Annotated in this window: 23 protein-coding genes; 12 read left to right on the top strand and 11 right to left on the bottom strand. The window is 68.2% G+C overall.

The genetic code is table 11. The annotated features are described in order from the left end of the window. Positions 1-22 precede the first annotated feature (22 nt). Positions 23-877: a hypothetical protein gene (locus EZ216_RS14365; RefSeq protein ID WP_135250467.1), complete on the bottom strand. Its 855-nt coding sequence runs from the start codon at positions 875-877 to the stop codon at positions 23-25. A gap of 495 nt (positions 878-1,372) precedes the next feature. Here EZ216_RS14365 and EZ216_RS14360 point away from each other — a divergent pair, with 495 nt between their 5' ends. Continuing rightward, positions 1,373-1,819, top strand: coding sequence for a hypothetical protein (locus tag EZ216_RS14360; RefSeq protein WP_135250466.1), 447 nt, complete (start codon positions 1,373-1,375; stop codon positions 1,817-1,819). Positions 1,820-1,835: 16 nt separating this feature from the next. On the opposite strand, the gene EZ216_RS14355 is transcribed toward EZ216_RS14360, so the two are convergent. Then, positions 1,836-2,351: a hypothetical protein gene (locus tag EZ216_RS14355; protein WP_167772925.1), complete on the bottom strand. Its 516-nt coding sequence runs from the start codon at positions 2,349-2,351 to the stop codon at positions 1,836-1,838. Between the two features lie 277 nt (positions 2,352-2,628). Here EZ216_RS14355 and EZ216_RS14350 point away from each other — a divergent pair, with 277 nt between their 5' ends. Then, positions 2,629-3,243, top strand: a complete 615-nt coding sequence (locus tag EZ216_RS14350; protein ID WP_135250464.1) for a response regulator transcription factor — start codon at positions 2,629-2,631, stop codon at positions 3,241-3,243. A gap of 36 nt (positions 3,244-3,279) precedes the next feature. Here EZ216_RS14350 and EZ216_RS14345 read toward each other — a convergent pair whose 3' ends face one another. Next, positions 3,280-3,741 carry a hypothetical protein gene (locus tag EZ216_RS14345; protein ID WP_135250463.1) on the bottom strand — a complete coding sequence of 154 codons (462 nt, stop codon included), beginning with the start codon at positions 3,739-3,741 and terminating at the stop codon, positions 3,280-3,282. A 61-nt stretch (positions 3,742-3,802) separates the two neighbouring features. After that, on the bottom strand, positions 3,803-4,372 hold the full coding sequence (locus EZ216_RS14340; protein WP_135250462.1) for a hypothetical protein: 570 nt from the start codon (positions 4,370-4,372) through the stop codon (positions 3,803-3,805). 579 nt (positions 4,373-4,951) lie between these two features. Here EZ216_RS14340 and EZ216_RS14335 point away from each other — a divergent pair. Continuing rightward, positions 4,952-5,446 (top strand): hypothetical protein, encoded by a 495-nt coding sequence (locus EZ216_RS14335; protein WP_135250461.1) that lies wholly within the window; start codon positions 4,952-4,954, stop codon positions 5,444-5,446. Between the two features lie 31 nt (positions 5,447-5,477). On the opposite strand, the gene EZ216_RS14330 is transcribed toward EZ216_RS14335, so the two are convergent. The 7 genes from EZ216_RS14330 to EZ216_RS14300 all read right to left on the bottom strand — a co-directional run bounded on the left by EZ216_RS14330 (position 5,478) and on the right by EZ216_RS14300 (position 11,524). After that, a complete protein-coding gene (locus tag EZ216_RS14330) occupies positions 5,478-6,029 on the bottom strand; it encodes a DUF6869 domain-containing protein (RefSeq protein WP_135250460.1) in 552 nt (183 codons plus the stop codon). 51 nt (positions 6,030-6,080) lie between these two features. Further along, complete coding sequence (locus EZ216_RS14325) at positions 6,081-7,043, bottom strand: Csu type fimbrial protein (protein ID WP_135250459.1); 963 nt, start codon at positions 7,041-7,043, stop codon at positions 6,081-6,083. Next, positions 7,040-9,400 carry a fimbria/pilus outer membrane usher protein gene (locus tag EZ216_RS14320; RefSeq protein WP_135250458.1) on the bottom strand — a complete coding sequence of 787 codons (2,361 nt, stop codon included), beginning with the start codon at positions 9,398-9,400 and terminating at the stop codon, positions 7,040-7,042. The genes EZ216_RS14325 and EZ216_RS14320 overlap by 4 nt, the downstream gene beginning before the upstream one ends. Continuing rightward, a complete protein-coding gene (locus tag EZ216_RS14315; protein WP_135250457.1) occupies positions 9,375-10,136 on the bottom strand; it encodes a fimbrial biogenesis chaperone in 762 nt (253 codons plus the stop codon). The genes EZ216_RS14320 and EZ216_RS14315 overlap by 26 nt, the downstream gene beginning before the upstream one ends. Before the next feature lie 10 nt (positions 10,137-10,146). Next, positions 10,147-10,653, bottom strand: coding sequence for a Csu type fimbrial protein (locus tag EZ216_RS14310; RefSeq protein ID WP_135250456.1), 507 nt, complete (start codon positions 10,651-10,653; stop codon positions 10,147-10,149). Positions 10,654-10,946: 293 nt separating this feature from the next. After that, a complete protein-coding gene (locus EZ216_RS14305) occupies positions 10,947-11,150 on the bottom strand; it encodes a hypothetical protein (RefSeq protein WP_135250455.1) in 204 nt (67 codons plus the stop codon). Positions 11,151-11,185: 35 nt separating this feature from the next. Then, positions 11,186-11,524, bottom strand: a complete 339-nt coding sequence (locus tag EZ216_RS14300; RefSeq protein ID WP_135250454.1) for a DUF805 domain-containing protein — start codon at positions 11,522-11,524, stop codon at positions 11,186-11,188. Between the two features lie 276 nt (positions 11,525-11,800). Between EZ216_RS14300 and EZ216_RS14295 the strand changes: the two genes are divergently transcribed. From EZ216_RS14295 to EZ216_RS14255, 9 genes are all read left to right on the top strand, one after another. After that, the gene (locus EZ216_RS14295; protein WP_167772924.1) at positions 11,801-12,409 is read left to right on the top strand and encodes a GspH/FimT family pseudopilin; all 609 of its coding nucleotides are present in this window, start codon (positions 11,801-11,803) and stop codon (positions 12,407-12,409) included. Further along, on the top strand, positions 12,409-12,951 hold the full coding sequence (gene pilV / locus EZ216_RS14290; protein ID WP_135250452.1) for a type IV pilus modification protein PilV: 543 nt from the start codon (positions 12,409-12,411) through the stop codon (positions 12,949-12,951). The genes EZ216_RS14295 and pilV overlap by 1 nt, the downstream gene beginning before the upstream one ends. Continuing rightward, the gene (locus EZ216_RS14285; protein ID WP_135250451.1) at positions 12,924-13,913 is read left to right on the top strand and encodes a PilW family protein; all 990 of its coding nucleotides are present in this window, start codon (positions 12,924-12,926) and stop codon (positions 13,911-13,913) included. The genes pilV and EZ216_RS14285 overlap by 28 nt, the downstream gene beginning before the upstream one ends. Before the next feature lie 11 nt (positions 13,914-13,924). Then, positions 13,925-14,533: a pilus assembly PilX family protein gene (locus tag EZ216_RS14280; protein WP_167772922.1), complete on the top strand. Its 609-nt coding sequence runs from the start codon at positions 13,925-13,927 to the stop codon at positions 14,531-14,533. Next, positions 14,526-17,975, top strand: coding sequence for a pilus assembly protein (locus EZ216_RS14275; RefSeq protein WP_167772921.1), 3,450 nt, complete (start codon positions 14,526-14,528; stop codon positions 17,973-17,975). Before EZ216_RS14280 ends, EZ216_RS14275 begins: the two co-directional genes overlap by 8 nt. A gap of 4 nt (positions 17,976-17,979) precedes the next feature. Further along, positions 17,980-18,453, top strand: coding sequence for a type IV pilin protein (locus tag EZ216_RS14270; RefSeq protein WP_135250448.1), 474 nt, complete (start codon positions 17,980-17,982; stop codon positions 18,451-18,453). A 179-nt stretch (positions 18,454-18,632) separates the two neighbouring features. Then, positions 18,633-19,967, top strand: coding sequence for a lactonase family protein (locus EZ216_RS14265; protein WP_135250447.1), 1,335 nt, complete (start codon positions 18,633-18,635; stop codon positions 19,965-19,967). Between the two features lie 152 nt (positions 19,968-20,119). Next, a complete protein-coding gene (locus EZ216_RS14260; RefSeq protein ID WP_135250446.1) occupies positions 20,120-21,775 on the top strand; it encodes a hypothetical protein in 1,656 nt (551 codons plus the stop codon). A 63-nt stretch (positions 21,776-21,838) separates the two neighbouring features. Then, entirely contained in the window at positions 21,839-22,600 is a 762-nt protein-coding gene (locus EZ216_RS14255) for a hypothetical protein (RefSeq protein WP_135250445.1), read from the top strand. Positions 22,601-22,628: the final 28 nt, after the last annotated feature.

Here is a 22,628-nt window from a genome sequence, read left to right as displayed (position 1 = left end):
CCAGGCCCGCGACCGCGGCTTGTCAGAGGTCCGTGAATCGCCAGGACAACTCGACTTCCACGCTGCCTGTCCGCTTGCCGCCCATCCCGGGCTTGTCGCCGAGCTGCAAGGTTGTCTTCGCCTGGCCCGACCTGGGTGCGCCATGCAGTTGCTGGCGGACCCAGGCCAGGGCTTCCGCGCTCAGCCGCAGTTCCGTGTCCCTCTCGCGCAGGATCGGATGGGAGGACCCTTCCGAATAGGTGGTCTTGCCGCGCACCGGGGGCTCTCCCAGCGCGACGTGGATCGTCTGCGCCTTGGGGTCGAGGAAGAGGTCGTTGAGCTTGGGGCAGATCAGCAGCAGCTTGTCGCCGGCGGTGGCCTGGTAGTCCGCCTGCGATTTCTCGGTGAAGGCTTCGCTCTTGTGGATAGTGGGATCCGACAGTACGCCCTCCCGGCTGCGCTGCACGACGGCGTGCATTTCCGCGCCGCAGTCCTGCTGCGCGCGATAGGCCAGGTAACGCGCATCGCCCCGGGCGGGCGCGGGCGTGGGCGCCGGAAGGGGAGCGGGGGAGGGCCGCGCGGTGGAGCGCGCCCGTTCCCTCGTGGGGCGGCCGGACGGCGGGGGCGCCATCGCGGGGCTTGGCCGGCTGAGCGCGACCAGCGTCCCGTCGGTGCGTAGGGTGGCTTCCAGGTGCAGCGTCTCGCTCGACGTTCCGGTGCTTGTCTCGCCGGCATAGCCGTTGGCGATGCTTTCCCGCACCTGGATCTTCAGATCCAGCAGCAACCGGCCGGTTTGGGTCGCCGCGAAGGCCGGCAACGCACCGGTAGCGAGCGCAAACGGAATCAGCACGGCCACGGCGCACCGGTGAACCAGGCCATCAGTCATGGAGGAGGGCATGGCCGCCAGTCTGCGGTGCGCGGCGCGCGCCGTCACGTGTCGATCGGCCTTGACATCGGGATGGAAGGCTGCACTCCCCGCGCAGATGTGAGGTGGGCCACTTGTGAGTGAACTCTGAGGGTGTCGGCATGGACCCGGCCCCTAGACTTTTCCTGACCGGGTCGGCGCGCCGCGGGAATCGTTCCCGTGGGCTTCCATTCCGGCATGCGGTCCCGCTCAGCGCGCCGCCCCCGAAAGTCCGCGATGGCCAGCGAACAACCTCCAGGGCTCTCCATCCGCCTCAGGACAGCGGCCGGGAGTGGCGCATCCCAACCTGCGTGCCATGCCGGGGCGAGCGCGTTCCGTCTCGCCTCGTGGCCCGATCTGCTGGACGCCGCATCGGGCCGCTCCACGCGGACGGCACGGCTGGACACCCTGATCTGCGGCCGGCGCGCGAGGTTGGAAGCGGGCGCTCCATCCCGCGCTTTCGTCCAGGGCACGGAGCTTCGCGCCTGCGTGCAACTCGCCGTCGACGCAGCGCCCGCGGTGATCCTGTTCGACCGGAAGCTGAAGGACCGGATCGAGGCACAGGCCTACGGCATGTTGACCGAGCCGGAACGCACGGCGGTGGAGCGGTCCCTCCCGGAGGAGATCCGTTGGCTCGCCGTCTACCCCGAAGTGAAATGGCGCTCCGCGCCCGACATGTTCTGGCGGCGCTTCGCGGTCCTCACGGCGAGGAAGGAGCATGCACCGGCCTGGATCGACGACCGCTTCGTCGACTTGCTGCTGGGGCTTCCACTCGGCGCCGCGCCCACGCCGCTGATGCTGGCCGTCGAGCGTGGACAGTGCACCCTGCGCACGCAGCTGACCCCCGGTGACCGCTGGCACCTGGACACGCTCGACGCGATCCTTGCTCATGCCTGCGACCGCGCCGCCCGCACCTTCCCGCGCGCTCGGACTTGAAGAGGTCCGTCCCCGTTCAGCGGGCCGTGACAGCGGAAGGCACGCGCGCGCGGTCGACTTCCATCGGCGTGCCGGGCACCCGGGAACCGTCGCGGCCCGCATCGGTTTCCAGGCGGACGATCACCTGGTGGATTTCCGACAGCACCGCCGGAGAGCGGACCGGTGAAGCCGCATGAAGCCAAAGGCCGCCGAAGATGCTGACCTCGCCCAGCCACGTGCCTTCGAGCGCCTTGCGCGCCTTGGCCTCCAGCAGGGGCAGTGCCAGGAGCATGCGGACGCTGCGCCGCGGCTCCCACTTGGCCAGTCGAAGCAGTCCGATGTACACCGAGCGCCCATCCGGCGAACCGCCCACGACCTGGATCTGGATCTCCACCGTGCCCTTCGGAATGCCGAGCCGGGAAAGGCGGTTGCAGAGAAGTTCCCGGTACTCCTGCTCGACCCCCTGGTCGGCCGTGGTCTGCACCGTGAACGCGGATTCCTCGAAGGCCCCCTGCGGTGCAGGTGCGGAGTGCCCGGATCGCTTGTCAAACATGGAAGCTGCTCCTGCGAATGGCGGCGGGAAGAGACGGCCGGCACTGGCTGTCGACACGGTGCGATTCTGGAAACACTTCGCTGTGCATGTAAGAAAGTTCATGCTCAGATTTCATAGAATCAGATGCATGTGTTGTCCCTTGCCCACCGCGCATCGCGCGAGCGCCGGCGGGCGGCGGCAACACGGTCGACGGCGCCGAGACGCCGCTCGGGGGGGATGAAGTGACCATTGCGGCACCCGGACGAAGTCGGTGCCGCGTACCATCTCCCTGCACACCATGAAGATCCTGCTGATCGACGACCACGAACTTGTCCGCTACGCGATCGGCAACCTGCTGAAGGACCTGGTGCATGGCGCGGTCATCGTCGAGGCTTCGTCGCTGGCGCGGGGATCGCGCGCCTATTCCGAAATGGAAGGCGGCGCCGACCTGGTCGTGCTGGACCTGAACCTGCCCGACTCCCGGGGACTCGCGGGCGTCGGCCGGTTCATGCGGCAGCACCCGCAAGCCCGGCTCGTCGTCTTGTCCGGCAGCGTCGATGAGGCGATCGCCGCGGAGGCGGCGTCCATGGGCGCCATGGCGTTCCTCCACAAGACCAGCGACATCCAGAGTCTGCGCAGCCGGATGCTGGAGGTTCTGGCCAAGGTCGGGGCGGCCGCCGATCCGGCCGCGCCCGGGCCCAGGGGCCCGGCGCCTCGCGTGTGGGCCGGCCGGGACCTGGGCCTGAATGCCCGCGAACTCAAGGTGCTCGACCTGGTCCTGCAAGGCCACAACAACCGGGAGATCGCCGAGGAGATGAACATCGCGACGGGCACGGTGAAGAACCACATCTCCGGCCTGCTCGCCGCCTTCGGCGTCACCTCCCGCGCGCGGCTGATCGCACTGTTCCACTGAGCGCCGGCCGGCAGACGTCATGCCGGCGCGGCGGGCTCAGTTGATCTCGAGGACTTCGATCGCGGAGGAGGTCAGTGGCGCGCGCGTATCGTCACGCGACGCTCCCGGCTTGGACTTGGCCGGCTGCGGCCGCCGTTGCCGGTCGCGTTCGCGCTCGGCTTCCAGGCATTCGCGGAACGCCACCCGGGAAGCGGGATCCAGCTTGCCTGCGACCTCATGGAAGCTCTCCAGCAGCAGTTCCGCGTCGACGCGCGGCGCGCTGCCGCGGCGCAGCCGCCTGCGGATCGTGTCGTAGAGCTCCACGGTCGCGGGAAAGCTGCGCTTCTCCTGGCCGCGAGGGCATCGGGACAGCACCAGCGCCAAGCCACCCGCGACCGTCAGCAGTCGCTGGGTCGGGCTGGATTCGGGGCCCGGCGCATCCGGGACCTCGCACAGCTCGATGGGTGAGCGTCGCCAGCTGGCAGGGCTACCAAGGAGAGAAAAGACCGAGTTGAACATCGTTGGTCACCTCCATCACTTTCACCGTCGCGGCGGGCGGCATCCAGAAAGGCCGCATCGACTAACCGTCCTGGCCGCCGTACATGGGCTGCGTCGGGCGGAAGTCGTGGCCGGGATCGTGTCGCTTGGGCGCAGCGTCGAACATGCGCTCCAGCCAATCGCGCGAGCTGTCCGGTGACTTGTCCTCGCGTCGCGGCTCCGGTTTCTGGCGAGGCTTCTGCACGGCGCCCCAGGAGCTCACCGGCGGCATCGGCTGGTGACGATGGCCTGCCGGGAGGTCGAACCGCACCGACGTGGCCAGCAGCCACTGCGGCGATGAATGGTCGAGCCTGGCGAGCGTGAGGCGAATGAGGTCGAGCAGATGGGGCAGGTGCGGCATGAGCCTGGCCTCCGCGTTGCGCACCACCAGGCGTGCGTGCACGCCCAGGCTGCCGCGCGCATCCTTGGAACTGAGCGCCTCGATGCCGAGCCATTGTTCCGGAATGCCGTGCCGGCGGATCGTGTCCCTATGCGCCATGCGCACCAGTTGCCCACGGGTCTCCGTGACGCCGAGGCCTTGAGGTCTGGGCGGCTTGGCGGCGCCGGCGCCCTTCGACGGGCTCCGGCCAAACAACCGGGCAACGAGTCCCATGGATTTCCTCCTCAGTCCAGGCGCTGGCGCGTCCACTTCCGGTCACCGTGGTGTCGCTGGTGAGCGCACTGGCCTGTGAAAAAAGTCTATCGATGAGGACGCGGCCGGATGGCAGAGAACCTCTGCAGATACCCGAAAGAGTTTGGGCAGCGCAGGCGCAAGCGCCCGCCGGCTCGATTGCCAACCGGCCAACGCTTCGCGTGCGCATCGGCATTGGCCACGGCTGTGGTCAGGCAGAAACCGCGGCGCGATGGCGCATCGGACCGTTGCCCGACCGAAAGCATTCCGAATGAAAAGCGAAGGTTGCGGTATGACGTCACGGCGAATGACTTTGGTCATTGCGGATCCATGCACCGTCACTTGACAGTCCTGCCCACGCATCCGGCCAGGGCACGACCCGAGGTCCGGGCGGATCAGGGAGCAGGAACGCCGTCGCGATGACTGACGGTGTGCAGGAGCAGCAAGATGACGGAAATTTCAGAAGTACATGGGGCGGGCAGGCCGCCGCACGATGGCGGCCTGCTCGTTCAGGGCCCGAGGCGGCAGGTCGCCGTGCCGCTGCTGCGTGAGGGCCGGCACGTGGGTGTGATCTTCCTGGACAGCGAACTGCAGGACCTCACCGGCCTGGACGACGAGACCAGCCGCAGCGCATTCATCACGCACATCGAAGCGGCGATGGAACTGGCCATCGGTGTGCCCCATGGCGAGCTGGCCGCACCCCTCACGCCGCTGAGCGAGGCGCCGTCGTCCCGGCAGCCCATCAAGATCCGGCGGTTCCCGAGGAACGACGTGATCTTCGTAAACGGCGAGTACCTGATCAAAGGCCTGGCCGGCGTGATCTTCTGGAAAGTGATCCAGGACTATCACCGGCTGGGCCGGACAGAGTTCAGCAACCTGGAGCTGCGGCTGGAGCTTTCGCAGACGCACCCCGAAAAGGCGGAGAACCTGGAGTCCCGGCTGGTGATGCTGATCCGCCGGTTGGCCGACTTCAAGGACCTGCGGATCGAACGCATCGCGCGCGGCAAGATCCGGCTCGTGGTCAACCGCCCGACGGAGCTGATCGAGGCCGGCTGAGGCCAGCGCGCACCAGGATGGCCGCGGCGGCTCAGTGCGCCAGAAGTCGCTGCAAGCGGGTCCAGACGTCCTGGCAGATGCCGCTGCGCCAGATCGCGTGGAGCATGCCCGCGAACTCCACCTCCTCGCGCACCAGCGATTCGATCCGGCCGATGTAGAGGGGGCCATGGATGATCAGCAGGTCCTCCAGCGGACCCGCTGCGAGGCAGGCCCGCTCGATGGTCGAAGTGCGGCGATGGAACTCCGCCTGCAGCCACGGCCAGGCGACGCCTGGATCCGTTCGCACCAGACCCGACAGCACCTCGAGTTCGTCCAGGCAGATCACCACCGGATCGCCCGTGCGCGAGGCGCGTCCCCGAGGCACCGCCGCGCCGCGCGCGCGAGGCTCGGCCAGCGGCCGGTAGTAGTCCGGCAGCCGCGCTGCCGCGGCGCCGCGCCGCCTGCGCCCGCCGGCCTGGCGCAGCAGCTTGGCCTTGTGTACCGGCACGCTGAGTTGGGCGTAGATGGCCCTGGGTGTCGTCTTGTTCGCAGGCACCGTGGGTGCTGTCGGAGCCTGTCGTTGCGCGCTGGCTTGCTGAGTCACGTTCATTCCTTTTCCGATTCGTTGCCTACGCCGTTGGATGGACGTCGGCGTTCAGTAGGTCAGCGTCACGACGATGACGTCCGTGTACGTTCCCGCAACCGGGTTGCCTTGGGCAGGGACGAGGCCGTACACCGTGCTGGCCTGGGGGCTGTTGATGCCTTGGCCGACGCCCGTGACGGCATTGGGCGCGCTCGCGCCCCATCGCTGCGACCGGGCCGCGTCCCTGTAAAGCTCGTACGTGACGAACCCCTTCGGCGAGCGCATGCGGCGCGTCGATGCCTGGCTGAACAAGCCGTTGTTCAAACCGAGCGACCAGGGCGTCCCGGTCGGGCAGCGAACCGTGATCGTGGCCGTGGACTGCAGGGCCGCGACGAGGTCGGGCACCGAGCCGAAATTCATGTCGGTGGTCAGGCCGATCCGGCAGCTGGCGGAGATCGTGGCGCTGGCATCGAAATAGAAGGAGATCGTGCCCTTGTCGGGCCCTTGCATGCAGTCCGCGGGCGGGGCGCCCGCGGCGAAAGCCCATGCCAGCGACGCGCCGGGCAGTTGCGAGTGGTAGTTTCCCGCCGGAACGTTCTGGCCGGCCAGCACTCGCCCGTAGACCGGAATGTTCACCGCGAACTGCGTGGAACTTGCCGCCACGGCGACGACGTTCGTATAGACGGGATACCCGCCGCCGGATGGCGGCGGGCCGATGACGCTCGTCCTCGCGGGGTCGGAGTACAGGTCGTACAGCAGTGCCGAGCCGGCGTTGTTCATTCTGCGGGGCGCGATCCCCGTCAATGGAGAACCCTGCGGCAAGTACAGGCAGTAGCGCAGGAACCCGGCGGTGCCTTGCGGCTGGCAGCCGAGCGTCACGCTGCCGGTCGCTTCGCTTCCCGTGTCCATCGACGCGGTGTCGAAAGCGATGGCGGAGGTCCCCTGGTTCCAGCAACCGCTGAAGACCTGCGCGTGCGCGCCTGACGTGAAGAGCAGGGCGGCCACCAGCACCAAGAACAGGCGGATGCGTGTCATGGCGCGGCCTTGCAGGTCACGGTGGCGCGAGTGGGCCCGGGCAGCGCCGGCGACGCCACGGTGAAGGCGCCGCGGCAGGACTCGCTGCGCGCGGTGAGCATTGCCGGGCCATCCGCCAGTCCGTCTGCATACACGAATCCATCCTGGCCCACGATGGCGCGGGCCGCGGTGCCGCCGCTCGCCAGCTCGACCTCGGTGCCCGCGGTCAGGAAGCTTCCATCACCGTCGACGACCGTGAGCTCCACCGTCCGCGCACGGCGCAGCGCGAACGCCGCGGTCACGCCGCTTCGCCGCTCGGGGATGGCGTCGGTGCTCACCTCGTCGATCCGGTAATCGGCAGGCAGGTCCAGCACGTCGATGCTCAGGCGGTTGCGCTGGTAGGCATTCAGGCGTGGAACCACCAGCGTGCCGGTGCCGTCGGTGACGCCCACCGGCCTGTTTTCCAGCCGCACCGGAATGCCCGGCACGCCGGAGGTCGAGACCACGGCGAACGCATCGTCGACACGCTCGACCGTCCGGACTCGTCCGGCGGTCACGAGCAACGAGCCGTCGAGTCCGGCGTAGACCAGCGTCGAACGCGCGCGCCCCGAGCTGATCGCGCCGGCGGTCCACTGGCCGGCGCGCGATGCCGAGGAGACTTGCGCATGCGCGCTCGGGGTGTGGCCATCCGCGGAAGCCTGCAAGCGGTAGCTCACGCCGTCGTCCGGCCCGGCGGCATCCCGGTTGGTCTGGAGGGTCACCGCGTCGCGGCCGTCGGTGCGGGTGAAGGTTGAGGACAGGCTTCTGCGACCGTCGAGGGGAGCGGTCCACGTCACGGTCACTTGCCGGGAGCGCAGGCCCGCGCCGCGCGCCGACAGGACGATCAACTGGAAGGTGCCCGCGCCCTCCAGGCTGCGCGTGAGGCTCGCGCTGAGGACGGACGTGCGTTCGTTGGTGGCCGATGACTGGCTTGCCCAGCCGATGCTCGCATGGCCCATCGGCGTCGGTGCCCCCACGGTGAGCGAGGCGAGCGCGCGCGGGGGTGGCCCGTCGCCCTGCGACGCCGCGTCCCGGAACCCGCTGCTGCGGCGAACCAGGCTGCCCGTGACGCTCAAGGCGGGCCCGACGAACTGGTAGGACGCGGCCCGTTGCCATCCCGCGCCCGCAGGGGAGTCGCTTCGCGCCAGCGAAAGGCCCGCGACGCCGACCCGGGGCGACAGCCGGTACAGCGCGCCGATGCCGCCGAGGACGAGATCGCGACCCGTCTCGCCATGGCCTTCGAGCGTGAGCGTGTCGCTGAAGCCGTAGCGTCCCGTGCCGATGCCCACGGGATGCGACGTGTAGTCCGCCGACCGCGTGCCGTAGTTCCTGCGCGGGTAGCCCCACTCGACCGAGCCGTCCCACACCGATTCGCGCAGCAGGGTTGGGGCCGCATAGAAGTCGAGCTCGGTGCGCTGAACCCGTCCTTGCATGTCGGTCAGCAGGACCTGCGCGTGGCCGGCGCCGGTCACGAAGGGCACCGCGTCGATCTGGAACTGCCCCGGCCGCACGGGTTCGTTCATCTGCCGCACGCCGTTCACGAACAGTTCGACGGTCGAGGGCAGGGCAGTCTCGCCCGCGAGGGAGAGCAGCGGCGAGGTCGGACGGTAAGGCTGCAGCCCCAGGTCCCGCCCGAGCTGGATGCCGCCGATCCGCATGGACCTTGTCCACGAAAGTCCCGACGTGATGGTGTCGCCTGCCGAAAAGGACGCGAGGGTCTCGGGAATGGCGTGCCGCCAGCTGGAATCCAGCCGGACCGCCGTCGTGCCCTGCGCACCGTCGCCTTGCGCGGCGCGGGCCGCGAAGCCCTGCGTCCAGATGCCCGGCGCGGAGGTGAAGGCGCGCACCTCGAACTGGCCACCCAGCGAGCGCGACGTCGCGCTCGACTGGCCGAACAGGTCGTAGTTCAGCAGCACACCTTCCACGCGCTGCGACGGCTGAGGCGGCGCGTCCGGCTGCAGCCCGATGGTGAGGCGCAGCGGAAGGCTGTCGAGCAATTCAGCGGGGACTGTCATGCGCAGCTGCTGCCGCTCGATGTCGTAGTGGACGGCCGCACCCGGCAGGCTGCGCAACCGCACGTTTTCGCGCCGGTCCACGGCCGCGCTCCCGACTCGCAGGCCCAGGTGTTGCAGGTCCGGTGCCGACATGAAAAGGTCGTCCCCGCTGCGCAGCACTTCGTATACCGCGGCATGGGGGACCTCGTTCAGCACCACGTTCAGGTACAGCCGCTGCCCGTCCGGTGTGCCGGGTCCGGCGGGCGGCGCCGAGGCGCAGAGTGAGGGAGCCAAAGCGATGCAGAGCAGGAGGAGCCAGCTACGGCGCGCCGCTGATCGTGGCAAGGGAATACTCCTGCGCCGTGTCTTGCAGCCGGGCCTTGATCACGCCGGGCGCCAGCGACCTGGCCGATGCCGGCATGCCCCAGCGCCTGCGCTGGCCGGACAGGACATAGCCCAGCAGCCCGGGCACCAGCACCGTCCTGCGGCCTTGCGCGTCTTCGTGAACCACATGGCTCACGCGCACGCGCCGGCGTGCCGGGTTCGCGAGGGTCAGCGTGGGCGTGTCCCCGCCTGCCCAGGCGCCGGCCACCCCCACTGCGGGCGCGTCGCGCGGCACGGCCACGTCGTTGACGAAGACAGGAACCGAATACCGCAGCACCAGCTGCAGGCCGCTGCCGGAGGCGGCCTGCGGCGCGTCGCCGCCCGCGGCAGCCGCAGGGCGCACCGGTATCTCATCGACCAAGAGGCGGAAGCTTTGCTCGTCGCCCGCGGCGGCGTCCTCGCGGCGCACGATGCGCACCATCTGCGTCCGTCCGGGCGCGATCTCCACCATCGGCGGGCTGGCAGCCAGGGCCTGCGTCGGTTCGAGCCGGTCTTCGTCATCGGCCTGGCTCCACCGGAAAAGCCGCACCTGGGCGTGGAGGGGCTGGGTGCCCGTGTTCATCAACCACAGTGCCTGCGCCTTCTCGGCCCCGGTGAACTGGATCGAGACCGGCGACAGCTGCAGGTCCGCCGATCTCGCCGGCCACACCGCCACCAGCGCGGAAAACAGCGCGATGGCCTTCCAGCAGGCACGCATGTCCGGGAACTCAGTAGGTGACCGTGGCGACGACGGTGTCGACGTAAGTGTCGGCAGCGAAGTTCACGTTCGTGAGCTTCCCGTAGACCTGGTACGTCTGGTTGCCGCCCGAGCCGCTGCCGGAGACGACGCTGCCGGCCGCGTTGCCCCAGAACGCCGTCGTGGACGCGTCCTGGTACAGGTCGTATGGCACGAATGCGCCGAGGGAACCCTTCATCTTGCGCTGTCCGGGCGTGGGCACGGCGGGCGCGTTGCTGCCGCCGTTGAGCCCGATCGAATAGCTGGTGTTGGGACTGCAATTGACGGTCACGGAACCGGTCGCGGTCACCGTGACCGGCCCGGAGGCCCGTGCCTGCGTGCCGAAGTCCACCGCGGTGGTCGCCGCGGTATGGATGTCGCAGGTCTCGGTGATGACCAACTTGACCTGCAGGTTCGCGGTATCCGTCGCCGCATGGGTCAGCGGGGCGGTGAGCGTCGCCTGGAGGGCCAGGCAGGCGATGGCAACGGTTCGACGCATGGTGTCTCTCCTCGTGTGGACAAGCTTCAAATTGTTTCTGCGAGCGTTTGTCCTTTCCAGAGCAGCCGAGCGCGAAAGTTTGCTCAGACCTCAGTCATATGCGCGCGCATCGCACCGTGCGCGAACGCGTGCGCCCCCTTTGCGCCTTCTTTGCATGAAGCACGTGCGCCCTGGCCGCAAGAATCGACTGGCGCCGCCGGGGTGTGGAAGCCCGGGATCGGGCCGCTGAAGATCGGATCGGCAGGAAGGTGGCCAGCGTGACGCGGGACAGGCGTCCACGAGTTCCGCCGCTGTCAGGTGGCTGTCGGACCTCGGTTCACCGCGCCGGTCGGTTCGGGCTGGTCTTTGCTGTGAAGGAGGGGCGTGGTCCGGTCCGCGACCGCCAGGACCGTCGCTTCGGATGGCGGTTCCAACGCCTCGGGCTTGCGGCCGGCCTCGGCCCCCAGCACCGCGGACCGGCGGGCGCCATGAGCGACGGCGGTGCCGAAGAGGAGCATCTGGACCTCCAGCGCGCCAAGTCGGCGGCTCGGAATCATTTGGCCGCCACGGCGCCGAAGTCGTTCGCGCCGTCGCTCGGTTGCGCGAGCCAGAAAACCAGCACCGCCCAGCCCGCGACCGGAATCAGCCACAGCAGCTGGAGCCAGCCGCTTTTGCCGATGTCGTGCAGGCGGCGCGAGCCGGCCGCCATGCAGGGCACGCACAGCGCCAGATTGAGCAGCAGGCCCAGCCAGGTCAGGTTCAATGCGGCGGGCAACGTGGAGGCCAGCAAGCAGGCGAGCATGAACCACCAGAACTCCGGCCGCCCGGCGCGGCCTTCGAACTGCGCATAGTTGTCGCGCAGGCAATGCAGGACGGACTGCTTGAAATCCACGGGTCGGTTCTCCTTGGGGACTGGCGCATGCGGCCGCCAGTGCCGCACGCATGGCCTCTGGTGCCTGAAGCGGAGCGACCCGCGATTGTGCGGCGCGTGCGCAGGCCCTCACCTTGCGTTTGCGCTCAAACTTCCTTCACGGGCCGACGCTCTGGGCGAGCGAGCAAAACTCTGCGTCGCCTGACTTGCTTTTGAGTATTGAGGCGCGCCCGCAGCTCCACCATGTCTACAGCCGCAACCGTATCGTTGCGGCGCTACACGCGTGGAGAACGTCCAATGCCAAACCTTCGTCGAGCGATCCTTGACCGGCCGCTGATGGGTCGACGGCGCAGCCGCGCCACGCGTGGCTTCACGATCATCGAGCTGATGACCGTCATGGCGATCATCGCGGTGGTAGCGACGGTGGGCCTGCCGTCGTTCCAGAGAATGATCCAGGGCGCCGCCGTGTCCGGCGCCGTCAATTCCTTCCTGTCCGACATGAGGTACGCGCGCAGCGAGGCGATGCGACGGGGCGGCAGGGTGGTGCTGTGCCGCAGCAGCAACGCGGAGGCGGCATCGCCGACCTGCGACAACAGTTCGGCGCCCGCGGGCTGGGCGACCGGCTGGGTGGTCTTCGTCGACCTGGACGGCAATGGCGTCCTCGATCCTGCCGACCCGATCCTGAAGATCCAGCCGTCGGCCTCGGGGCTGGACCTCATCGACGACGGCGGCGCGTCCAAGGTCTACCGGTTCACCGCGCTGGGCCGCTTGCTGCCGGGCGCTGCGGCCGTCCAGATGTCCTTCGGAGGCGCCGCGATCCAACCTTCGTTGCGGCGCACGGTGTGCGTCCTGCCCACCGGTGCCGCCAGGCTCCAGCCCAACGGGATGGCATCGTGCGCAGTGTGATGTCTCGCCGCCGCTCGCGCGGATTCACGCTGATCGAGGTGCTGGTGTCCATCCTCGTGCTGTCGTTCGGAATCCTCGGCATCAGCGGCATGTTCGCCTTCTCGGTGCAGATGCCCAAGCTGTCGTCGTACCGCACGGCCGCGGTGAACATCGCGGCCAGCCACGTGGACAAGGTGCGCGCCAACGCGGCCGGTTTCTACGAAGGCGCCTACGAAAAGCCGATGTCGTACGACGGCACCTTCAACGCCATCTCCGTGCCGGTGTGCACCTACCCCGCCTGCACGCCGCTGGCGCTGGCCGACATGGACAGCGCGGAGACCAGTTCGCTGGCGCGCAAGGAACTGCCGGCGGGCGGGATGCTGCTGAGCTGCACGCCTTCGCCCTGCGGGCCCGCGTCCACCGGGCACGTGTGGGTGATCTGGCAGGAGCCTCAGACCCGGTTCGCCCTGCAGTCGGCGGCGTCCGACAACTGTCCCAACGCGGTGACCAGTGCCTTCAACAACCCGAGGCCTCGATGCGTGTACCTGCCCTTCCAACCGTGAGCCGGCCTTCCGGTTCACGCAGAGCGTGCCGCGGCTTGACGCTCGTCGAGCTCATGGTGTCGCTGGTGCTCGGCCTGGTGATCACGCTGGCCATCATGACGGCCTACCTGTCGTCCTCGCGCGCGGCGCAAGTCGCCGACGCGGTGGCCCGCATGCACGACGACGCCACCGCCGTCCTGGCGCTGCTGAGAACGCAGATCCGCATGGCGGGCAACAACCCCGAGCGGCCGCTGCGCGCGGCGGCGGCCGCCCGCAATCCGGTCTATGCCGGCCCCGGCGTGACCAAGTTCGCCATCCGCGGCTGCGACGGCGTGTTCGACAACCTGGCGGCGGCCGCGAAGATCGACGACCTGACGTGCCCGTCGCCGGGCAACGCACCCGACTCGCTGGCGATCACGTACGAGGCCGATCCGTTCAACACGGCGGCGATCGACGGCGGCGCCGTGCCGCTGGACTGCGCGGGGTTTCCGCTGGACGCACTCATCGCGGCGATCAACGTTTACGACCCGGTGTCCAACATTCCCGCGCCGGCGAACTTCCAGTTCTACTTCAGCGAGAGCCGCTTCTACGTCGCCACCGGCAGCGACGGCGTGCCCCGGTTGATGTGCCGCGGCAATGGCGCCTCGTCCGAGCCGGCCATCGTCGCCGAGAACGTGGAGGACTTCCAGATCGCCTACGGGCTGCTGTCGCCCACCGCGGCGCCGGGCTCGTCCGCCGTGGCCGGCTACCTGCCGGCCGCCGCGATGGCGACCCAGGCGGAGTTGCTGGCCCTGAGCGAGCCCGATCGCTGGAGCAAGGTGGCGTCGGTCCGCATCTGCCTGCTGCTGCGCAGCCCGGCGGAGGTCGTGCACGACGCGGATTCCGCCAAGTACGTGGATTGCTCCGGCGCGCTGGTGGCCGCGCCGGACTTGCGGCTGAGGCGCGCCTTCCGGGCGACCGTCGCCGTGCGGGGGCGCACATGAGCGCGGTGGCCATGGCCGTCCGTCGACGGCAGGCCGGCCGCGCGGGCAGGCGGGCGCAGCAAGGCGCGGTGCTGGCGGTGGCGCTGATCTTCCTGGTCGTGCTGTTCCTTGCCGGCGCTGTCACGATCCGCACGACGCAAAGCTCGGAAGGCGTGTCGGGCGCCGCCAGGACCGGCGAACTGGCGTTCCAGGCCGCGGAGATCGCGCTGCGCCATTGCGAGCGCTCGCTGGTGGACGTGATCCACGTGGCGAAGGGCGACGCCTCCACCTACACCACGACGTTCAAGCTCACCGACATCCAGACGCGGGACCAGGCCGGCTCGTGGCAGGTCATGACCAACTGGGACGACGAGACGCCGACGGTGCCGGTCTACACGCTGCCGCTGGACCTGGTGAACGTGGCCGCCACGCCGCCCGCGACCTTCAAGCGCGCGCCCGAATGCATGGTGGCGCCCGTGCCCACCGTGAAGCAGGGCGACACCACGCTGTCGGACAAATCGTCGTTCCTCATCACCGTGCGGGGCTTCGGTCCCGAGGTGGCGGCCGTCCAGCCCGGCCCCAACGCCCGGCGGCCGCAGGGCACGGAAGTGTGGCTGCAGTCGAACGTCATCCTTGAATAAAGCCGAGGTGCCCATGCGGACCATCCAGAAAGTCGTCGCGTTCCTGCTGCCCGCCTGCGTGGCGTTCGCCTGCCAGGCGGACGTGGCGCAGGAGCCCTTGCTGAACCGGCCGCGGTCGGTGCCGCCTAACCTGATGCTGGTCATCGACACGTCCGGGTCGATGTTGTCGACGCTGTCTTACGAGTACGGGAATCCGACGCCGGCGGGTCCAGAGGGGCCATATCCTTCAAGCACCGGGTCGGGGCCTGGATGCGGGATCTATCCATGCAGGTCGCCCCAGATCAACAAGATGGCCTATGACCCTCGTGTCCGCTACGAACCTCGTACCACGCTGGCGGGCCAGCCCCTGCCTAACACTGGGACCGTTTGGTCCACTTGGCAGGTCTACTTCAGCCGCATCGGGAGTGGCCCTTACGAGACCGGCGATATTGAGTGGGCGGACACGCCCGCCTACTACGTGTCGGCCTACCCGCCGCCGGCGTCCGAAGTCGTGCCAGGCAGCACGGCTTCCTATCCTGCGGTGGTGAACACGGCAACTCTCCCGCCGGGAACGTTGTTTCCCAAGTTCCGCGAACGGACCGATTGCGTCCAGCGCCCGGATGCGTGCACGCTGCAGGAGGAGAAGGACAACTACAACAACTACAACTTCTGGTACTCGTCCCGGATTGCCATGGTCAATACAGCCATCGCGAAGGTTTTGTCGGAGGTTCCCGACGATGTGGTGCGAGTGGGGGTGGCGTCCTACGGCGAGATGAGCAACTGGTTCGGCCCCAACATGCATCTGGGCGTGGGCGTTTCGAAACTGGATGCCAGCCAGAGAGCGCGGATCGATCAATGGATCAGCACCGTTCGAATTGGGGGAGATACGCCCACCCGGACCGTCATGGGCCGGGTCGGCCAGTATTTCGAGCGCAAGGACAGCGACGGGCCGTGGGCAACGGTTCCGAACCCCGCTTCGACCAGTTTCAAGCCGACGGTGGCCACGGGTCCGGGCAGCGCCGAACCGGAGTCGGCCCACGCGTCGTGCCGGCGGTCCTACGCCATGCTGTTCACGGACGGCTACTGGAACGACAAGACCACCGGCGCCGACGCCCGCCCGAAGGTCGGCAACGTGGACGGTACCGGCTTCACGATCTCCCGCAATCCATCGCCGCCGTACGTGTACACGCCGATGGCACCTTATGCCGACCTCCAGGAGGACACGCTGGCGGACGTGGCCATGTCGCTCTGGGGGCGCGATCTGCGGCCTGACCTGCCCAATCGCGTGTCTCCCCTCTCTCGCCCCGCCAACCCGTCGACCTGGCAGAACCTGACCTTCTACGCTGTGGCGCTGGGCCTGCCGGGCAGCCTTCCGCAGACGCCGGCCATGCTGGCGGAGTTGTCGAGCGGCATCCGCCCGTGGCCTGTTCCGGTACCGGACAAGCCATCCACCATCGACGACATGTGGCACGCCACCCTCAACGGGCGCGGCGAAATGCTGACGGTCAAGAACAGTCGCGAAGTCACGGGCGCTTTCCGCCGCATCATCAACGACGTCGTCGGCAGCCCGCACACGCTGTCGGGTGTCGCCGTGTCCTCGGCCTACCTGCGCGCGGGCACCCGCAAGTACAAGCCTCAGTATGTCCCCGGCGAATGGGCCGGCATGCTCAGCGCGATCGCCCTGGATGCGGCGACCGGCAACGAGCGCAATCCGCCGACCATCTACTGGCAGGTCGAGAAGGGTCCGGCGCCCGATGGCAGCCCGGTTACCACCATCCCGGACCATGCCGCGCGCAACGTCGTCACCTGGAGCAGCATGGGCGGCGTCAACTTCGACGCCGCCGGCTCGGGCCTGAACGCGGACCTGGTGAACTACGTGCGGGGCGACGCGTCGCAGGAGTTCCGCAACGGCGGGTACTTCCGCAACCGCGCCTACCGGCTGGGCGACATCGTCAACTCCAACCCGGTCTTCATCAAGGAAGGTACTGACTTCGCTTACGAGAAGCTGGTAGGCAACTTCGGCGACTACCGCAACTTCGTCGCGGCCAAGGCGGCCCGGCCCGAGGGGGTCGTGTTCGTGGGCGCCAACGACGGCATGCTGCACGGTTTTCGGGACAGCGATGGCGCGGAGGTCTTCGCTTACGTGCCGCGGGCCGTCTATCCCGACCTGTCCAAGCTGACGCTGGACCCCTATCCGCACCACTACTTCGTGGACGGTCCCTTGACGGACACGGACGCCTACCTCGGCGGCACGTGGAAGAACCTGCTGCTCGGCACCACTGGGGCGGGGGCGAAGGCCGTCTTCGCGCTCGACGTCACCAACCCGACGGCCTTGGGCGCGTCCAAGATGCTTTGGGAGGTCAGCTCGACCACCACGGGTTTCGCCAACCTGGGCAACGTCGTCAACGACGTGCAGGCGGGCATCACCCGCTCGAACGACTGGGTCGCCCTCTTCGGCAACGGCGTCAACAGCAGTTCCGGCGCCGCCTCGCTCTACGTCGTGAACCTGGCCACGGGCAGCCTGATCCGCGAGATCGTGGTGCCGGCGGGTGGCGGCAACGGGCTCGTCGGCCTGCGGGCCGTATACGACGCCGAGCGTCGCCTCGTCGGCGCTTATGGCGGCGACCTCCAGGGCAATCTCTGGAAGTTCGACCTCACCGGCGCTTCGGGCACCTGGCAAGTCGCCTTGGGCGGCCAGCCGCTGTTCGCGGCCGGAGCGACGCAACCCATCACCGCGGCCCCGGCCGTCGTGCCCCACGAGAAGGGCGGCTCCATGGTCATCTTCGGCACGGGCAAGATGCTCGAGAGCGCCGACATCCAGGGGCCTTTCAAGCGGCAGCGGGCCTACGGCGTCTGGGACACGGCGGGCTTCGGCACCTCGGGCGGGAGCCCGGCGCCGTTGTCCTCGCTGGTGCAGCAGGTGATCACGCCGGTGCAGATCGGCACGCCGCCGACGACCTATTTCCAGATCACCCGCAACACGGTGAACTACGCTGCGAACCAGCGCGGCTGGTACATGGACCTGGATAGCGGGGACGGCCAGCGCGTCATCTACCCGCTGCAGCGCGTCTCGGACGGATTCGTGCTCCTGAGTACCCTCTCCCCGGTGAGCGCGACGCCACCCGACGTGTGCACCCCGTCGGGCTCGGGCTCGGGCTGGGTCTATCTCATCAACGCCTTCACCGGGTCCGGTCCCGAAAAGCCCGCGTTCGACACCTCGCTGGACGGCTCCGTCTCGGTGATGGACGCCGTCGTGGCCGGCTACGTCGATGCCGTCGACGGGCGGCCGACCTCGATCGACATCGGAACCACCAAGTCGATGGACCGTTTGTGCATCGAGTCCGCCGATTCGCAGTGCATCCGCATCGAGCTCAGTTGCGGCCAGGCCGGGGCCAAGGCCTGTCCGACCGCCAACGCCAGCGGCCTGAAGTCGCGCCAGTGGCGGCAGATCTTCCCGAGGTGAGGCCATGAAGAAAGCTTCTGCCCTTCGCACCGGCGGCTTCACGCTGCTGGAGGTGATGATCCCGATGATCATCATCGCCGTCCTGACCGCCATCGCCTTTCCCTCGTACCTCGAGCACGTCGCTCGCACCCGGCGCGCCGACGCCCGCGCCCAGCTGCTCCAGGCCGCCCAGTTCATGCAGCGGTTCTACGCCGCCAACGACAGCTTCGCGATGGACCGCTCGGGCGGGCCCGTGCTGTCGGCGATGCCGGCGCCGCTGAAGCAGTCGCCCCAGGACGGCCAGGCGATCTACACGCTGGACATCCCGGCCGCGGGCCTGACGGTCATGGGCTACGAGCTGCGCATGGAGCCGGCGGCAGGCGGCCCGATGGCCTCGGACAAATGCGGCACGCTCACCTTGGCCTCCGACGGCCGGCGGGGCGTGGTGATTGGCGGTGTGCAGGGCAACGCAGCCACCGTGGAGCGGTGCTGGAAGTGATGGCTGGGTCGAACGGGGCGGCCGGCGAAAGCGCAGCTTTTTGGCGAGATGTTCTCGACTCGCGTCGTGAAGGTGTCGGTCAGTGAGTGAATTCGAAGCGCGGGCTGAGCGAAGAATGCAGATGTTCGCCTCGGCTGACGGGTGGAATCGGCGCAGTCCATTCACCCACGGAGCCTGCCTTGAGTGCGCCAATCCTGCTGCGACCGTTTCGCGCCTTTCTTGCCTCGCTGGCGATACTTGCCTTTGCCGGATGCGGCGGCGGGGAGAGCGGCAGCGGCGGCGAGAGCGGCCAGCCGTCGCCGGCAGCGGATGCGGACTTCACGGTGAGCGCCGAAGTGGCCGGGCTTCGCGGCTCGGGTCTGGTGCTGGCGCTGGACGGTGCCGAAGATGTTGCGGTGGGCACCAACGGGCGAATCGCCTTCGCCCGCAAGTTGAAGGCGGGGCAACCCCTCTCGCTCACCGTCAAGACCCAGCCATCCATGCCCGCGCAGAGGTGTGGTGTCGAGCTTCCCGGCCAGGCCGTGATGGCGGACACGGTCGTCCAGGTGCGCTGCAGTTATGGATCGTCGGCTTTCGTCTACGTCGGCAACTTCGGGGCGGGCATTGAGGTCCTGAAGGTGGAGGCGGGAGCCGTATCGAAGATCCAGAGCCTCCCTTTCGACGGACCCGACTCGGTGGCCGTTTCGCCGGACCAATCGCTGGTGGTGGCCAAGGGAGCCGGCAACAACTCGTTGGTCGATTTCGCAGCCTTCCGCGTCGACGCCGCGAGCGGAACATTGACCGCAACGCCCGCAACGCCCGCGAAGGTGAGTTCGAACGTTTCCAATCTGGTGTTCCATCCGAATGGCAGATTTGTCTACGTGCCCGACCCCGTCAACGGCACCATCACGCGCTTCCAGCTGGATCCGGCAACAGGGGCGCTCACCACCGCGGGAGCGGCGTTGACAGGGCTGGGCAACGTGAAGCTGGCGCTCCGGCCTGATGGCAAGTTCGCCTACGCCATCAACGTCGGGGCCAGTGGCGTCCAGGTGTTCAGCGTGCACCCGGACACGGGGGGGCTGACCCCCTTGCGGAGATTCGACACTGCGAATCTAGCTTTCGCCCTTGCGGTCGACCCGTTGGGCAAGTACCTCTATGTCGGTCAGGACACGTCCACCGATGCCTGGGTCATGGACCCGCAGACGGGTTTGGTGTCCATCGCCGCCACCATTGCGAAACCCGGCGCACTCGTTGCCGCGCACCCGAGCGGTGACTTCCTCTTCGTGTATGGGTTGCTCGGAAAAATCGCTTCCTACCACGTCGACCGACAGACCGGTCAGATGGAGCTGGCGGGCGAAGTGCCATGCGGACCGGGTCTTTCGGCTCTCGTTGGCCTGGGCGACCTCATCCTGTCGTCCAACGGCGACCAGACAGCATCGGTCTTCCTGGTGGATCCAGCCTCCGGAGTGCCGTCCCTGATCGGCGATACCGCCTTTGGGGCCGGGATCAGCGACGTCAAAGGTGTCCTTCGGTAGGCGCTGCCGTCGGCGAGTTGAAGTCTTTCGCTGGCCTGCCATGTGTGGCCATGGGGTGGTGCGAATTCCCGGTGCGAATACTGCGTGAAGTCTGCCTGTACGCATGCGCCGGCCGATCGCACCATGACGGCACAACGCATTCGTGGGAAATCATGGCAGTGAACAATTTGAGCAATCGTGTCTTCAGGACCGTCCTGGCCATCGCGGTGGCGTCGGCGGTCGCGGCGTGTGGTGGTGGCGATGGGCCCGTGACCGGCGCGGGCGGCCTGGGCGATTCCGGCGGTGAGCCGTCGGGCAACCCGACAGGCAACCCGTCGGGCAACCCGTCGGGCAACCCGACGGATACCACGGCGCCTACGGCATCGCTGAATATCGCCGCAGGAGCGCTGGACAAGTCGCAGTCCGTCGTCATCCGTTTCAGCGAGTCCATGGCCATCGGCACATTGCAGCTCGGCGGGGACCTGGCGGCCAATGCCGTGCCAACCTGGTCCGCCACGCAGTCGGCCAATGACACGCTGACGCTCACTCCCTCGGGCGGCTCGTGGCCGTTCGGCGTGGCGCTCGGGCTGAGCGTCGCGGCCAGCGACCTAGCGGGCAATGCGATGGCGAAGGTGCAGACCAGCTATCAGGCCAAGTTGGCCTTCGGTGCATTTCCCGCTGCGGGAACCGTCTTCGGTCAGCAGGATTTCTCGTCGAACGACTCGCAGCAGGGCCTCGCCAATCCCACGGTGCGCACGCTTTCCGCGCCGGCAGGGAATGTGATCTTCAGCTCGACCGGGACCGTGTTCGTCGCAGACAGCAACAACAATCGCATCATGCTGTACGGCTCGACGCCCAGCGCGACCAATGAGGCGGCTCTTGGGTTTCTTGGCCAGCCAGACGGCAACAGCAATGTCAGTGGCACTACCCGTGTGCGCTACCATTTCCCGCGAGGGCTTTCGGCCGGCGGCGGCAGGGCCGCGATCACGGATACGGCGAACAATCGCGTCCTGATCTACCCGACCCTTCCACTCGATCTGAGTGTCCTCCCTGACGTCGTCGTCGGACAGTCGGACTTCACGACGAGTTCAACGGCCTGTGGGGCGACCAATTTCGATTCGCCATCAGGTTCGGCGTTAACCGAAGATGGAAAGTTGCTTGTCGCTGATGCGGCGCACAACCGGGTCCTGATCTGGAACCAGGTGCCCATCACCAACGGCGCCGCGCCCGATCTGGTCTTGGGGCAAAAGGACAGCTCGCACTGCGGTGCCAACGACGATTTGCAAGATGGTGGCAACCATGTCGCTCCCACCGCGAGGACACTGAACTTCCCCTCCGGCGTGTGGTCGGACGGGCAAAGGGTCGTCGTGCTGGATATGCTGAACCAGCGGGCACTGGTGTGGAACACGTTCCCGACGTCAAGTTTCCAGCCCGCGGACCTGGTGATCGGCCAGAAGACGTTCAGCGCTAGAAAGGCGAACGACGACAACCAGGATGGTGCGGAGGATGCATCGGCATCCGCCCGCACGCTGAACTTCCCGAATGGCGGCATCGCCTTCAACGGCGTCCAGTTGGCCATCGCCGACACGGGAAACCACCGGGTGCTCATCTGGAACGCCTTCCCGACAGCGAACTTCCAGCCCGCCGATGCGGTCCTCGGGCATGCAGGCTTCGCCGGGAAAGCGGAAAACGACTCGGACGGCGACGGAAACCCCGACACGCCCAACGGCGCGGTCTTCTCTAGCCCCAACGGGCTTGGCATGCACGGGGACAAGCTGTTCGTGGTCGACAACGGCAACCACCGGGTGCTGGTGTTCAGCGTTCCCTGACGGGCGCGACCGCGAGTGTCCGCGTCTTCCTCGAGCGGCCGCCAAACGACTGGATGCGTCGGCGTGGCCCTGGCGGCCGAGGGCAACACGTTCGCCGTAACTGTACGGAGCCTGGCGGCTGCCGAGCGCTTTCGGCAGGCGCTTTGCGCGAAGTTTGACTATTGCGCGCGCCTGCGTCCGGCAACCATCGATGCATCCGCATTGATCGCATGCACGGCCATGAATCCGACTCGCTCCAAGCACGCAGAGAAGATCGAAGATGAGCTCAGGCGCGCCGGACTGCCGCGGCACCTCGTCTCAGTCCTTCATCGCGCCGGGCTTAGAACGCTGAAAGACCTGGCCGCGCTCAGCATGGAACAGCTTCTCGCGATCCGGGGAATCGGCGCGATGGGGGGCTGCCGCGTGCGCGAAGCCCTGCAGGCAAGCGATCTCGCCTTTCAGCCATCGGCCGATGCGAGGATCGCCGCCTGGGAGCGGCATTGGCACCAGCAGCCCGCGGAACCCGAGGCGATGGGCGATGCGTCACCTATCGCCCGCCTGCCGCTGGAGAGGCGCACGCTGCGCTGCTGCGTCGCGCAGGGACTGACCACTGTCAGCCAGGTGCGTGCCTTGTCTCGCGCGCAAATGTGCGCGCTGTTCGGAAACCGGGCAACGGTCGACCTGCTGGGCTGCCTCAGGGCGGCGGGGTTGCCCGCTCAGGGGGAAGCGCGTCCCGGCGCCCCACGCGCGCGGACGCGGCCCACCACCCCGCGGCGCCGCACCGTCGCCTCCGCCATCCATCGCCACTCGACCTACAGGGAAGCCGGGATCGCCACGGCGACGTGACGACGCGCAGGGCGAGCGCTGGCGCGCC

The organism is Ramlibacter humi (assembly GCF_004681975.1).
In the GTDB taxonomy this organism is placed as follows: Bacteria; Pseudomonadota; Gammaproteobacteria; order Burkholderiales; family Burkholderiaceae_C; genus Ramlibacter; species Ramlibacter humi.
This window is presented reverse-complemented; position numbering and strand designations above follow the sequence as displayed.

Bases quoted from the DNA above. Each gene is read 5' to 3' on its own strand.
- EZ216_RS14365 (WP_135250467.1), bottom strand. From the start codon at position 877: ATGCCCTCCTCCATGACTGATGGCCTGGTTCACCGGTGCGCCGTGGCC.
- EZ216_RS14355 (WP_167772925.1), bottom strand. From the start codon at position 2,351: ATGTTTGACAAGCGATCCGGGCACTCCGCACCTGCACCGCAGGGGGCC.
- EZ216_RS14350 (WP_135250464.1), top strand. From the start codon at position 2,629: ATGAAGATCCTGCTGATCGACGACCACGAACTTGTCCGCTACGCGATC.
- EZ216_RS14345 (WP_135250463.1), bottom strand. From the start codon at position 3,741: ATGTTCAACTCGGTCTTTTCTCTCCTTGGTAGCCCTGCCAGCTGGCGA.
- EZ216_RS14340 (WP_135250462.1), bottom strand. From the start codon at position 4,372: ATGGGACTCGTTGCCCGGTTGTTTGGCCGGAGCCCGTCGAAGGGCGCC.
- EZ216_RS14325 (WP_135250459.1), bottom strand. From the start codon at position 7,043: ATGACACGCATCCGCCTGTTCTTGGTGCTGGTGGCCGCCCTGCTCTTC.
- EZ216_RS14315 (WP_135250457.1), bottom strand. From the start codon at position 10,136: ATGCGTGCCTGCTGGAAGGCCATCGCGCTGTTTTCCGCGCTGGTGGCG.
- EZ216_RS14310 (WP_135250456.1), bottom strand. From the start codon at position 10,653: ATGCGTCGAACCGTTGCCATCGCCTGCCTGGCCCTCCAGGCGACGCTC.
- EZ216_RS14305 (WP_135250455.1), bottom strand. From the start codon at position 11,150: ATGCTCCTCTTCGGCACCGCCGTCGCTCATGGCGCCCGCCGGTCCGCG.
- EZ216_RS14295 (WP_167772924.1), top strand. From the start codon at position 11,801: ATGCCAAACCTTCGTCGAGCGATCCTTGACCGGCCGCTGATGGGTCGA.
- pilV (WP_135250452.1), top strand. From the start codon at position 12,409: ATGTCTCGCCGCCGCTCGCGCGGATTCACGCTGATCGAGGTGCTGGTG.
- EZ216_RS14285 (WP_135250451.1), top strand. From the start codon at position 12,924: ATGCGTGTACCTGCCCTTCCAACCGTGAGCCGGCCTTCCGGTTCACGC.
- EZ216_RS14280 (WP_167772922.1), top strand. From the start codon at position 13,925: ATGGCCGTCCGTCGACGGCAGGCCGGCCGCGCGGGCAGGCGGGCGCAG.
- EZ216_RS14270 (WP_135250448.1), top strand. From the start codon at position 17,980: ATGAAGAAAGCTTCTGCCCTTCGCACCGGCGGCTTCACGCTGCTGGAG.
- EZ216_RS14260 (WP_135250446.1), top strand. From the start codon at position 20,120: ATGGCAGTGAACAATTTGAGCAATCGTGTCTTCAGGACCGTCCTGGCC.